The organism is Paractinoplanes ferrugineus (assembly GCF_016862195.1).
GTDB lineage: Bacteria > Actinomycetota > Actinomycetes > Mycobacteriales > Micromonosporaceae > Actinoplanes > Actinoplanes ferrugineus.
This window is the reverse complement of sequence record NZ_BOMM01000019.1, coordinates 1-11,911: the sequence shown is the minus strand read 5'-3', so window position 1 is coordinate 11,911 and position 11,911 is coordinate 1. Positions and strand designations below refer to the sequence as shown.

Annotated in this window: 11 protein-coding genes and 1 pseudogene; 8 read left to right on the top strand and 4 right to left on the bottom strand. The window is 70.6% G+C overall.

The features are described from left to right. A pseudogene (locus tag Afe05nite_RS13150) lies at positions 1-208 on the top strand (SPFH domain-containing protein); the annotation flags it as partial. Positions 209-330: 122 nt separating this feature from the next. Here Afe05nite_RS13150 and Afe05nite_RS13145 read toward each other — a convergent pair. Next, positions 331-1,173, bottom strand: a complete 843-nt coding sequence (locus tag Afe05nite_RS13145) for a hypothetical protein (protein WP_203817340.1) — start codon at positions 1,171-1,173, stop codon at positions 331-333. A gap of 359 nt (positions 1,174-1,532) precedes the next feature. Between Afe05nite_RS13145 and Afe05nite_RS13140 the strand changes: the two genes are divergently transcribed. After that, positions 1,533-2,198: a hypothetical protein gene (locus tag Afe05nite_RS13140; RefSeq protein ID WP_203817339.1), complete on the top strand. Its 666-nt coding sequence runs from the start codon at positions 1,533-1,535 to the stop codon at positions 2,196-2,198. Here the strand turns inward: Afe05nite_RS13140 and Afe05nite_RS13135 are convergent. Next, positions 2,192-3,541 carry a carboxypeptidase regulatory-like domain-containing protein gene (locus Afe05nite_RS13135; RefSeq protein WP_203817338.1) on the bottom strand — a complete coding sequence of 450 codons (1,350 nt, stop codon included), beginning with the start codon at positions 3,539-3,541 and terminating at the stop codon, positions 2,192-2,194. The genes Afe05nite_RS13140 and Afe05nite_RS13135 overlap by 7 nt on opposite strands. A 142-nt stretch (positions 3,542-3,683) precedes the next feature. Here Afe05nite_RS13135 and Afe05nite_RS13130 point away from each other — a divergent pair, with 142 nt between their 5' ends. Next, positions 3,684-4,154 carry a GNAT family N-acetyltransferase gene (locus Afe05nite_RS13130; protein WP_239117785.1) on the top strand — a complete coding sequence of 157 codons (471 nt, stop codon included), beginning with the start codon at positions 3,684-3,686 and terminating at the stop codon, positions 4,152-4,154. Between the two features lie 27 nt (positions 4,155-4,181). Here the strand turns inward: Afe05nite_RS13130 and Afe05nite_RS13125 are convergent, their stop codons facing one another. Next, a complete protein-coding gene (locus Afe05nite_RS13125; protein WP_203817336.1) occupies positions 4,182-4,853 on the bottom strand; it encodes a hypothetical protein in 672 nt (223 codons plus the stop codon). A gap of 149 nt (positions 4,854-5,002) precedes the next feature. On the opposite strand from Afe05nite_RS13125, the gene Afe05nite_RS13120 reads away from it, so the two are divergent. Continuing rightward, complete coding sequence (locus Afe05nite_RS13120) at positions 5,003-5,590, top strand: dihydrofolate reductase family protein (protein WP_203817335.1); 588 nt, start codon at positions 5,003-5,005, stop codon at positions 5,588-5,590. A gap of 71 nt (positions 5,591-5,661) precedes the next feature. On the opposite strand, the gene Afe05nite_RS13115 is transcribed toward Afe05nite_RS13120, so the two are convergent. Continuing rightward, complete coding sequence (locus Afe05nite_RS13115; RefSeq protein WP_239117784.1) at positions 5,662-6,693, bottom strand: LacI family DNA-binding transcriptional regulator; 1,032 nt, start codon at positions 6,691-6,693, stop codon at positions 5,662-5,664. A gap of 130 nt (positions 6,694-6,823) precedes the next feature. Here Afe05nite_RS13115 and Afe05nite_RS13110 point away from each other — a divergent pair, with 130 nt between their 5' ends. Genes Afe05nite_RS13110 through Afe05nite_RS13095 form a run of 4 tightly spaced genes read left to right on the top strand, consistent with a single transcriptional unit; the run spans position 6,824 to position 11,883 of the window. Continuing rightward, on the top strand, positions 6,824-8,836 hold the full coding sequence (locus Afe05nite_RS13110; protein ID WP_239117783.1) for a beta-galactosidase: 2,013 nt from the start codon (positions 6,824-6,826) through the stop codon (positions 8,834-8,836). After that, on the top strand, positions 8,833-9,699 hold the full coding sequence (locus Afe05nite_RS13105) for a carbohydrate ABC transporter permease (protein ID WP_203817333.1): 867 nt from the start codon (positions 8,833-8,835) through the stop codon (positions 9,697-9,699). Before Afe05nite_RS13110 ends, Afe05nite_RS13105 begins: the two co-directional genes overlap by 4 nt. Then, the gene (locus Afe05nite_RS13100; RefSeq protein WP_239117782.1) at positions 9,699-10,538 is read left to right on the top strand and encodes a carbohydrate ABC transporter permease; all 840 of its coding nucleotides are present in this window, start codon (positions 9,699-9,701) and stop codon (positions 10,536-10,538) included. The genes Afe05nite_RS13105 and Afe05nite_RS13100 overlap by 1 nt, the downstream gene beginning before the upstream one ends. Before the next feature lie 10 nt (positions 10,539-10,548). Next, complete coding sequence (locus Afe05nite_RS13095; protein WP_203817332.1) at positions 10,549-11,883, top strand: sugar ABC transporter substrate-binding protein; 1,335 nt, start codon at positions 10,549-10,551, stop codon at positions 11,881-11,883. Positions 11,884-11,911 lie beyond the last annotated feature (28 nt).

Here is an 11,911-nt window from a genome sequence, read left to right as displayed (position 1 = left end):
GGGCGCGGTGGAACGCGAGGCGATCGCCGCCGCGGAGGCGGCCGCGCGGGAGGCGGCCCAGGTCGGCGAGCAGGTCCGGGAGGCGGAGGCCCAGGTCAGCGGAGATCCTGACCGTACGGCCGCGCTGCCCGCCCCCGAGCCGATCCCGCCGTCGGCCGCTCTCGGCGGAGCCGACTACAACGGTGTCCAGCAGCGCGACCACGCCTGATCCGTCCCCGGCCTGATCGTGCACGGCCTGATCGTGCATGGTCTGGTCGTGCATGGTCTGATCGTGCACGGTGCGACAAAAGGGCCGGCCCGCACGGGCCGGCCCTTTCCCACGATCGGTTCCTACTTCTTGGCCTTCTTGGCCGGCTCGCTCGGCTCCGCGCCCGGCTCCGCCGCCTGGTCGCCGGCCGCCGCACCCTGGTCCGCCGCGCCGCCGATACCGGCCGCCGCCTTGACGTCGGAGAGCGCGAGGCACGCCTGCAGGAACGAGGCCTGCGCCGAGGTCACCGCCGCAGCCGCCGCCGCGTCCTGAGCCGCCTGGTCGTCGGCGTTCCCGGCATCCCCGGCGTCCCCGGCCTTGTCGTCCCCGGCCTTGTCATCGCCGGCCTTGTCGGCGCCCGCTTTGTCGTCAGCGGCCTTGTCGCCGGCCTTGTCCCCCGCTTCGTCGTCGCCCGCCTTGGCGCCGCCGGCCTTGGCGTCCTTGTGCTTCTTGGCCGCCTTCAGCGCCTTCGCGTACTTCTTGGCCAGCTTCTTGTTCTCGGCCGCGGCCTCGCCGGCACTCTGCTCGGCGCCGGCCTTGTCGCCGGCCTGGTCCGCGGCGTTCTGGCCCTCGTCCTGCACCGCCGCGACGTCCGCCGCGAAGGTGTCACAGGCGGCCTCGAGCGCGACCGCGGCGTCGTTGGCGGCCTGGCCCGCGTTCTGCCCCTTCTCCGCCTGCGGCGCGATCTTCTCGCCGTCGCAGATCACCTCGGCACCGTTGACCTCGAGCTGCTTGCACGCCGAGACCTCGAACTGCTTACCGTCCACGACGATCACGCCGGCGGCCTTCGTGCTGCTGGTGGTGCTGGCGTTCGCCAGCTGCACACCGGCGAGGCCGGCCGCGGCCACCACGCCGGCGACGACCACGGCACCGAGAGCCTTCCGCCGGTTGGGACCCTGGTTTCTCCGGTACGCACGCGGTCTCATCATCACTCCTCGTTCGTGGGTGTCGATGTGCTCGGTCGGCCCGCAGTACGCAGCCGATCGGCGACCGGTTCAACGCGATCCCCCCGCGAGCCGCGCCGGTCGTGGTGTTTTCGCAGCTCAGAGCGGCAGGAAATAATTTCGAAAGGAATCGACCCAGTACGCCGTCCGAGTGCCCCCGACCGTCGCGCGGCCCGTCGCCGGCCCGATCTTCGTCACGGACGGTTACCTGGGCATTTTCTGGGTATACACCCGTTTTCCTGGGAATCAGCTGCGCCGCTCACGCTCGTTTGGAATGCTCTGCCCAGGATTCCCGACGGTTGCCCCCGGGCCGCTCGGCTTGAGCCATTCGAGGCGGAGCCATGAGCATCAGCCAGAACCGCACGGCCAGTGGACGCCCGTTGCGGGTCGCGCCCGCCTGGGTCGGCGCGGCCGGAACCGTGGACACGGACCACCTCCTGCCCGTCCGCGAGGCGGTCTGGATCTGGTCGGTCCGCCGATATGCCCGGCTGGCCCTGTGGGCGCTCCCGGCCGCGGCCGTCCTCGACGGCTGGCTGACCCTGGGCATCGACACCCCGCCGGGTCCGCTCCCGGTCGCCCTGGCCGCCGACTGGCTCGCGGTGCTCGCGATGATCGCCCTGGCCGGCCTGCTGGCCGGCACCCGCACCCGGCGCACGGCGATGGCCGGCCTGCTGATCGGCCTGGCCGGCGCGATGCTCACCCTCCCGCTGGCCGCCCTGCCGCCCGGCACGCCGGCCGCCGGCGCTTCGCTGTCGGCCGACCAGATGCAGCATGCGGTGACGGTGGCGTCGGCCACCACCGGTGCGGGCTGGCTGCTGCTCGGCTGGGCCGTCTTCCGCTCGAAACTGGTGAACCCGGCCGACGGCATCCTGCTCATGCTGGCCGCCGGAGCCATCGGCGCGGGCGTCTACGCCAAGCAGCCCCTACCTACGGTGGGGGCTCTGTTGTTGCTGGCCGCGGGCACCGGCCTGGCCTGGACCGGCGCCCGCTTGATCCCCCGTCACTGACCGGGCTGGGACCCGCAACCGGATTCGTTGCCGGACTCGCCGGGCAAGAGCAGGATCTCGAGGTAGAGACCCGAGCCGTCGACGTAGACCGGCTGCTCGCCCGAACACCCGCCGTAGCTCGCGGTCACCGTGTAGTCGCCGGCCGGCAACTCGGCCGCCGGGAACGAGAACTCGCCGGCGGCGTTCGTCGTGGCCGCATGGTTGCCCGGCTCGACCCGGACGGTCGCGCCCTCGACCGGCAGGAACGTCGCGACGTCGAGCACCAGTCCGGTCAGGCTCGTCAGGCTCCGCACCGTGAAGCTGCCCTGGGTGAGCAGGCTGTCGACGCTGCCGGTGCTCGACTTCGCGAAGACCTGCGAGGTGCCGGTGAGGGTGCCGGCCGGGATCCGGACGACGACGGAACCGCCCGGACGGTCCGGGACGGCGGTCAGGTCGAGCGCGGTGGAACGGATGCTGTAGCGGAATCGCGTGACGCTGGTGTCGCCGTTGGCGTCGAGCCGCAGGGACAGCGTGCCGCCCTGATCGGTGGTGTCGCCACCGGGGAACGAGATCGTCGGGGGCAGCGGCCGCACCGGCTGCGGCTCGCTTATCGCCTTGACGAAGAAGGTCCAGGTCGCCGGGGTGGCGGAGAAGTGGCCGGCCCGATCCTGCGACCACACCCGCAACGTCACCACGCCGTCGCGGGCCGGTGCGAAGGTGAGCGTCGCCCCGTGGGTGGTCGCGTCGGCCGGGACGGTGGCGGCCGCCGACGGCGGGATCGCACCGTCGGTGGTCCAGGCGTAGGCGACGACCTCCGCCGGCCGGGTCGTGGGTGCGCTGATGACGAACTGGCCCGCGATGCCGGGCCCGCCGTGCGGTCCGTCGGCCGGGTAGTCGGTGGACGTGACCCCCGCCGGCGGCTCCGGCGAGGTCACGTCGACCGTGAACTCGCACGGGGCCGACCAGGGCCCCTTGTGCGAGCCGTCGGAGGTCCGCGCGTGCCATGCGTAGGTGCCGCCGTCGGTGAGCCGGCCGGCGGGGATGCTCGCCGAGACCACCGACGGGTTGCCGGCCGTCTGGCTCACCCGGCCGGTGAGTGTCCCGCCGACCTGCCACCAGGCGAACGTGGTGGTGAGATCCGGCCGGCCGGCGTCCGGGTCGGACTGCCGGGCGGTCAGCACCGGTGTCGTCGTCAGGACGTAGGGCCGCTGCGCCCCGGTCGCGCAGACCTTCCCGTCGGATCGTGGCTCGGCCGGCTGATCCGGTGCGGCGCCGGCTCGCGGACCGGCCGTGGCAGCTGCCGGCCAGCCCAGAACGGCCGCCGCCAGCACCGCGGCGACGATCGATCTCCCCCGTGTGGACATCCGAGACTCCGATCTGGACCAAATGATCGCTGGATTCTGACAGCCCGGTACGACACTTCCGGCCCGGCCGCCCGGCCGGTGCCTGGACGCTCGTGCGATGCTCGGCCGAGTTGGCGGACGGACCGGAGAAAGGGACCTGGACGTGCGGTACCACGATCGGGACGGGCGGGACGTGTCCCTGGCGGCGATCACCGACGACAACTGGCGGGCCGTGGCGGACGTGGCGCCCACCGACGAGCAGCGCCGGTTCGTGGCCGCGCTCGGCGCCCGCTACCTGCTGCTGTCGATGCGCGGTGGCCTCTGGAACTCGCTCGCCGTGCTGGCCGGCGAGACGGTGGCCGGGCACGTCATGTGGGCCTACGACGACGAGGGCGGGGCGCACTGGGTCGGCGGGATGCTGGTGGACGCCGCGGAGCAGGGAAAGGGGATCGGGCGGGCGGCGATGCTGGCGGTCGTGGACCGGCTGAGCGACCTGCCCGGGGCCCGGGAGATCCGGCTGGCCTACCACCCGGAGAACATCGCGGCGGCGAAACTCTATGTGTCGCTCGGGTTCCAGGACACCGGCGAGCGCGAGGACGACGACATCGTCGCCGCGTTGCCGGTGCACCGGTAGAGCCCCGCCCGGCCCGGCTCGGATCGGCTAGAACCGTTCCCAGCTCGTTCCGCCGTCGAAGCGGTAGCGGCGCGTCTCGGTGCCGCCGTCGGTCTTCCGTACGGTCGTCACGATCACCCCGTTCCGCACGCTGTACGAGGTGAACGTCATCGGCCGGCCCGGTCCGGGCTGCGGGTCGGCCGGGATGGAGCCCATCGTCTGCCGCGTCCGGCGGTCGTAGCCCAGCTTCACCGGGACGAGCATCTGCTGCTGCGTGTCGCTGCCGCAGGCGACGAGGACGACCGCGTCCTCGGTGATCGGGCTGTTGGCCGGCTCCTCGGCGAGGAATTCGGCATAGTACGGGCGGGCACCGCCGGGCAGCATGGTGCAGTTGTCGGCCCCGATGGACGCCTTGCCGTTCTTGAAGGTGACGTCCCCGTACTGCCGGAGATCGGCAAGAGTCACCGAGGACCAGTCCGTCCCGCGGATGCCACCGCCGCGGGTCGACGGCGAAGGCTTGGCGGCCGAGGGCGGGGCGGTCGAGGGCGCAGTGGTGGAAGGCGGGGCGGTCGAGGGTGGAACGGCCGTGCGGAGCGCGGCGCTCGCGCTGGTGGGCGGGGCATTCACCGGGCCCGCGTCGCCGGCCACGCTCTGCGGGCCGTCGGTGCAGGCGGTCAGGGCGAGGGGAAGGGCGGCGAGGGTCAAGAACACGGCACGCATGAGATGAGGTTCCCTCCGGCACAGTCGGTCGGTGCTTTCCCTCTGTGTGATGCGGCTCCCGGCGTTCCGGTTCGGCGATCTCGGCACTCTTTATGCCGGGGCGATCCGGATGGCATGCTCCGGTGGGAACCGGTGGAAGGAGCTAGGCCATGGCCAAGGTGGTTGCCGACATCACGGTGTCGCTGGACGGCTTCGTCACGGGGCCGGAGCCCGGCCTGGAGCTCGGTCTCGGCGTCGGCGGGGAGCCGTTGCACGAGTGGGCCCTGCAGCCCGACGCGGTCGACCGGGCGGTGCTCGAGGAGGCCGTCGACGCGACCGGGGTGCTCATCATGGGGCGCCGGCTCTTCGAGGTGATCGATCAGCCCGCCGGGTGGAACGACGAGATGGGTTACGGGGCCGGGCTGGCCGCGCAGCCGCCGGTGCTCGTCGTCACCCGCACCCCGCCGGAGAAGGTGCGGCTCGCCGACCGGATGACGTTCGTGGTCGACGGCATCGCCAGCGCGGTGGCCAAGGGGATCGCGGTCGCCGAGGAGCGCGACGTCGTCATCATGGGCGGCGGCGAGACGATCCGGCGCGCGATCGACGCCGGGGTCGTCGACGAACTCCGGCTGCACATCGCGCCGGTGCTGCTGGGTGGGGGCACGCCGCTGTTCGACGGTGCCGCACCGCGCCGGCTGCGCCAGATCCACGTGCGGGTGTCCGGCCGGGCCACCCACGCGACCTACCGCCTGGACTGAGAGGCCGGCCGGCGAGGCCGCGCCCGGTAACCGCGGCCCCGGCGGAAGACGGCGCCGGACGGAGGGCGGCGTCAGGCGGAGTCCCGCCAGACGATGGGGGACGGGAGCAGCACGCCCCGCCGGGTGATCTGTTCGCCCTTGAGCTGGCGAAGCACCATGTCGGCGGCGTACGCGCCGATGTCGTCGGCGGGCTGGTGGACGGTGGAGAGGGTGGGGCGGGTGCGCGACGCCCAGGAGCTGTCGTCGAATCCGACGACGCCCACGTCGGCGGGCACGGCGCGGCCCGCTTCGCGGAGCGCTTCCATGGCGCCGGCGGCCACCGCGTCGGAGGCGGCGAAGACACCGTCGATCTCCGGCTCGCGTTCCAGCAGCGTACGCATGCCCTTGGCGCCGCAGGCGAAGTCGTAGAGCGGGACGTCGGCGACCAGGGTCTCGTCGTAGAGCGGGCCCAGTGCCTGCTGGAAGCCGGCCAGCCGGTCGGCGCCGGAGTCGCGGTCGACGGCGGCGGCGATCATGCCGATCCGGCGGCGGCCGGTGGCGAGCAGGCGGCGGGTGATCTCCTCGGCCGAGGCCAGGTTGTCGATGCCGACGTACGGGATGTCGGGGTGCAGGTCCCGGGGGTGGCCGACGAACACCGACGGCAGGGCGAGGCTGCCGACCACCTGGATGATCGGGTCGTGGGTCCGGGCCGAGACGATTATCGCGCCGTCGACGAAACCGCCGCTGAGGTAGCGGGTGATGCGGGCGGTGTCGCGTTCGGAGTCGACGACCAGGTTGACCATCTGGTAGTCGGCGGCCGACAGCGTGGAGTTGGCACCCAGCATGATGCCGCCGATGTTCGGATCCTCGAGGAACAGCGAGTGCGGTTCGAGGACGATGAACCCGATCGCCTGGGAACGCTGCATGACCAGGTTGCGGGCGGCGGTGTTGGGCACGTAGCCGACCTCGCGGATGGCCCGTTCGATGGCGGCGCGCGCGGTCGCCGACACGTAGCCGCCGTTGAGCACACGGCTGACCGTGCCGCGGGAGACCCCGGCGGCGGCGGCGATGTCGTGCACGGTGGCCCTTTTTCCGGCTTTGCCCGGCACTCCTGGCGAACTCACCACTCGACTTTATCTTTTCGGTCTTGACGCTGATCAGCGGCAATCCTACTGTGTGCACGTTCACACATCAGACCCACCGAATTTTCCGGACGGAAATGTGTGCACGTGCACAGGTCGAGGAGGGACGCCCGTGATCACGCTGGGATGCGACTACAACCCGGAGCAGTGGCCGGCCGAGGTGTGGGCCGAGGACGTCGCGCTGATGCGGGCCGCCGGGATCAACCTGGTCGCCGTCAACATCTTCGGCTGGTCGGACCTCGAGCCCCGGGCCGGCGAATACGACTTCGGGCAGCTCGACCGCATCGTCGGCCTGCTGCACCAGAACGGCATCCGGATCAACCTCGGCACCGGTACGTCGTCCCCGCCGCCGTGGCTGGCGAGCCGGCACCCGGAGATCCTGCCGATGGCCGCCGACGGCACCCGCCGCTACCCGGGCGGGCGGCAGGCCTGGTGCCCGAGCTCGCCGGTGTTCCGCGACCACGCGCTGGCCCTGGTCGAGCAGGTCGCCGAGCGGTACGGCCGGCATCCGGGGGTGGCCCTCTGGCACGTGTCGAACGAGCTCGGCTGTCACAACGCGCTCTGCTACTGCGACGCGACCGCGGAGCGTTTCCGCGAGTGGCTGACCGACCGTTACCAGACGATCGAGGCGCTGAACGCGGCGTGGGGCACGTCGTTCTGGAGCCAGCGCTACGGCGCCTTCGCCGAGGTGCTGCCGCCCCGGGCGGCGCTGTCCCTGCGCAACCCGGCGCAGATGCTCGACTTCCAGCGGTTCTCCTCGGCCGAGCTGCTCGGCCACTACGAGGCCGAGGCCGAGCTGATCCGGGCGCGCAGCGACAAGCCGGTGACGACCAACTTCATGGTCACCGCGCACATCCGCGATCTGGACTACTGGCGCTGGGCGCCGCGGATGGACGTCGTCGCCAACGACCACTACCTCGACCACCGGCTCGGGCACCCGGCCGCCGAGCTGAGCTTCGCCGCCGACCTGACCCGGGGGCTGGCCGGTGGCAAGCCGTGGATGCTGATGGAACAGTCCACCGGCGCGGTCAACTGGCAGCCGTACAACCTGACCAAGGCGCCCGGCGAGATGCTGCGCAACACGCTCACCCACGTGGCCCGCGGCGCCGACTCGATCTGCTTCTTCCAGTGGCGGGCCTCCCGGCAGGGCAGCGAGAAGTTCCACTCGGCGCTGCTGCCGCACGCCGGCACCGAGACCGAGCAGTGGCGCGAGGTGCTCGACCTGTCGCACTCGCTGCGGCGTCTCGCCGAGGTCGCCGGGTCCACCGTGGAGTCCGACGTCGCGGTCCTGTTCAGCTGGGAGTCGTGGTGGGCGGCCGAGCAGGAGGGGCGCCCGTCCAGCGCGGTGAACTACCTCGAGCAGGTGCACGCCGTGCACGGCGCCCTGCGCGAGCTGGGCGTGACCACCGACGTGCTGAGCCCGGACAGTGACCTCTCGAGATACCGCTTCGTGGTGGTGCCCTGCCTCTACCTGGTCACCGACGAGCAGGCCAAGGCGATCTCCGAGTTCGCCGGGCACGGCGGCCACGTCCTCGTGACGTTCTTCAGCGGCATCGCCGACGAGGACGACCGGATCCGGCTGGGCGGCTACCCGGGCGCGTTCCGTGACCTGCTCGGCGTCACCGCCGAACAGTTCGCACCGCTGAACCCGGACACGACGGTGACGCTCGACAACGGCGGCGCGGCCGGCCTGTGGACCGAGCGGCTGCGCACCACCACCGCGCAGGTCGTGGCCCGCTACGTCGACGGCCCGCTGCCCGGCGTCCCGGCGATCACCCGCAACTTCTGCGGCGCGTCCGGCCGGCCGGACCGCGACGGCGGCCCGGCCGGCGGCGGCAGCGCCTGGTACGTCGCGACCGCGCTCGACCGGGCGGCGATGCGCGACCTGCTCCGGACGGCGCTCGAGGCGGCCGGCGTCGACCGCGGGCCGGAGAGCGACGGATCGGTCGAGGTGGTCCGGCGCCGGAGTGAACGACACACGTACGCCTTCGTGATCAACCACGGGGTGCGCGAGATCGAGTACGCGGTCGCCGGGTGCGACCTGATCAGTGGCGAGGTCGTGGCCGGCCGCCTGCGGGTGCCGCCCGGTGGCGTACGCGTCGTCCGTGAGGAGGCCCGTCCATGAGCAAGCGGCATACCCGCGCGATCTTCTTCTTCATCACGCCGTTCGGCGTGCTGTTCGCGCTCTTCTATCTGATTCCGATCCTCTACGCGATCTGGCAGTCGCTCTACACCGTCAAGCGGTCCGGCACGTTCGGGCCCGCCGAGGACGTCTTCGGCGGTCTCGTGCAGTACCGGCAGGTGTTCAGCGACGGCCCGTTCTGGCAGTCGGTCGAGCGGGTCCTGCTCTTCGGCGCCGTGCAGGTGCCGATCATGCTCGGCCTGGCGCTGTTCCTGGCGCTGCTGCTCGACTCCGGGCTGGTGCAGGGGCGGCGGTTCTTCCGGCTGGTCTACTTCCTGCCGTACGCGGTGCCCGGCGTGGTCGCCGCGATCATGTGGGGCTACCTCTACTCGCCGAACCTGTCGCCGTTCACCGCGGTCACCTCGAACGCCGACCTGCTCTCGCCGAGCCTGGTGCTCTGGGCCATGGCCAACGTCGTGACCTGGGTCTACGTCGGCTACAACATGTTGATCATCTATTCGGCGCTGCTCGCCGTGCCGACCGAGATCTACGAGGCCGCCAAGATCGACGGCGCCGGAGCATTCCGTACGGCGTGGTCCATCAAGATCCCGATGGTGATGCCGGCGATCGTGCTGACCACGGTGTTCTCCATCATCGGCACACTCCAGCTGCTCGCCGAACCGCAGGTGTTCCGCAGCTTCAGCTCGGCGGTATCCAGCACGTACACCCCGAACCTGACCGTCCTGAGCACCTCCGGCATCCCGAACTTCCACCTGGCCGCGGCGTTCTCGGTGGTCCTGGCGCTGGCCACGTTCGTGCTGTCGTTCTCGTTCCTCAAGCTGACCCAGCGCAAGGGGGTGCAGTGATGGCTGCCTTCAAGCTGCCGAAGTACGCCGCCATGCTGGTGATGGCCGTCTTCACGCTCTACTTCCTGACCCCGCTGTGGTGGCTGTTCGTGGCCTCCGGCAAGAAGGACGGCCAGGTCACCGAGGGGCACTCGCTGTGGCCCGACCACTTCTCGCTCGGGCGCAACCTGTCCGACCTGTTCAGCTACAACGACGGCGTCTTCCTGCGCTGGATGGCCAACTCGATCGGCTACACGGTCGGCGCCGCGCTGATCGGCACGCTGCTGGCCGGCATGTGCGGTTACGCCCTGGCCAAGTACGTGTTCCGGGGCCGCGAGCTGATCTTCAACATCGTGCTCGGTGGCGTGCTCGTGCCGGCCACCGCGCTCGCCCTGCCGCTGTTCCTGATGTTCAGCAAGGTCGAACTGGCCAACACGTTCTGGTCGGTGTTCCTGCCCAGCCTGGTCAACCCGTTCGGCGTCTACCTCGGCCGGATCTACGCCGCGGCCAGCGTCCCGGACGAGATCCTCGAGGCGGCCCGGATCGACGGATCGGGCGAGGTGCGTTCGTTCTTCACCCTTTCCGTACGACTCATGGCGCCCGCCTTCGTGACGATCTTCCTCTTCCATTTCGTCGCGGTGTGGAACAACTTCATGCTCCCGCTGATCATGCTCGGCAATGAGCGGCTGTTCCCCGTGACCCTCGGTCTCTACTCATGGAACACCCAGGTCAATCAGCATCCGGAGCTGCGCGCCCTGGTCCTGGTCGGAGCGTTCGTCTCGCTCGTTCCGATGGTCATCGCATTCCTTTCACTGCAGCGCTTCTGGCGCAGCGGCCTCGGTACCGGCTCCATCAAGTAAGGGGAATCAAATGCGCCTCCGCGCTACATCTGTCGCGATTCTGCTGCTCTCCACCCTGTCCATCACCGCCTGCTCGTCGAACAAGGACGACGAGGCCGCCGGCAGCACCGGCGCGGCGGCCTCCTGCGCCCCGGCGAGCGGCCCGGTCACCCTGACCTACACGACCTGGATCCCGAACATCGACAAGGTCGTCGACGTCTGGAACAAGGCCAACCCGAACATCCAGGTCAAGGTGCAGACCGGTCCGAACGGCAACGGCGGCACCTACGCCAACTTCTTCAACCAGCTCAAGGCCGGCAACGCCCCCGACCTCGGCCACATCGAGTACGACGCGTTGCCCAGTTTCCGGGTGCAGGACGGCCTGGCCGACCTCGGCGGCTGTGACATCGTCACCTCGTCGAAGGACAAGTTCATCGACTGGACCTGGAACCAGGTGACCTTCGGTGAGCAGGGCCACGTCTACGGCATCCCGCAGGATGCCGGCCCGATGGCGCTGTTCTACCGCAAGGACCTGTTCGAGAAGAACAACATCCCGGTCCCGACGACCTGGGCGGAGTACGCGACGGCGGCCGAGAAGGTCAAGGCCGCGGGCGGTTACATCACCAACTTCTCGCAGAGCGACATCAACCAGTTCGCCGGCTTCGTCTGGCAGGCCGGTGGCCACTGGTTCGCCAACGACGGCAGCAACTGGACCGTCAGCATGACCGACGACGCCACCAAGAAGGTCGCCGACTACTGGCAGGGCCTGATCGACTCCAAGCTCGTCTCGTCGGTGCCGCCGTGGACCCCCGAGTGGGACAACGCCTACAACTCCAGCAGCGCGTGGACCTGGGTCTCCGCGGTGTGGGGCGCCAACTCGATCGCCAGCGGCGCGCCCAAGACCTCGGGCAAATGGGCGGTCGCCCCGATGCCGCAGTGGACCGCGGGCGACAAGGCCGCCGGTAACTGGGGCGGCTCGTCGACGGCGGTCTTCAAGAGCTCGAAGCACCCGTACGAGGCGGCCAAGTTCGCTCTCTGGCTGAACACCTCGACCGAGGCGCTGACCCTGCTCAACAAGGAGGCCAACCTCTACCCGGCGACCAAGGAAGGCGCGTCGCTGCCGGCGTTGAAGGACGGTGTCGAGTTCTACGGCGGTCAGCCGATCTACGACGTCTTCGCCCAGGCCTCCACCGAGGTCAAGCCGGACTTCACCTGGGGACCGACGATGACCAAGACCTATACCGACGCGTCGGACGGCTTCAAGAAGGCGGTCACCGGCCAGGAGACCCTGACCAAGGCGCTGCAGGACGCGCAGGCGAGCACGATCTCGACGCTCAAGTCGCAGTCGATCCCGGTCAAGGAATGACGATCGGGCCGGCCCGCCCGCCGGCGGG

Bases quoted from the DNA above. Each gene is read 5' to 3' on its own strand.
- Afe05nite_RS13145 (WP_203817340.1), bottom strand. From the start codon at position 1,173: ATGAGACCGCGTGCGTACCGGAGAAACCAGGGTCCCAACCGGCGGAAG.
- Afe05nite_RS13100 (WP_239117782.1), top strand. From the start codon at position 9,699: ATGGCTGCCTTCAAGCTGCCGAAGTACGCCGCCATGCTGGTGATGGCC.
- Afe05nite_RS13125 (WP_203817336.1), bottom strand. From the start codon at position 4,853: ATGCGTGCCGTGTTCTTGACCCTCGCCGCCCTTCCCCTCGCCCTGACC.
- Afe05nite_RS13140 (WP_203817339.1), top strand. From the start codon at position 1,533: ATGAGCATCAGCCAGAACCGCACGGCCAGTGGACGCCCGTTGCGGGTC.
- Afe05nite_RS13105 (WP_203817333.1), top strand. From the start codon at position 8,833: ATGAGCAAGCGGCATACCCGCGCGATCTTCTTCTTCATCACGCCGTTC.
- Afe05nite_RS13120 (WP_203817335.1), top strand. From the start codon at position 5,003: ATGGCCAAGGTGGTTGCCGACATCACGGTGTCGCTGGACGGCTTCGTC.
- Afe05nite_RS13095 (WP_203817332.1), top strand. From the start codon at position 10,549: ATGCGCCTCCGCGCTACATCTGTCGCGATTCTGCTGCTCTCCACCCTG.
- Afe05nite_RS13135 (WP_203817338.1), bottom strand. From the start codon at position 3,541: ATGTCCACACGGGGGAGATCGATCGTCGCCGCGGTGCTGGCGGCGGCC.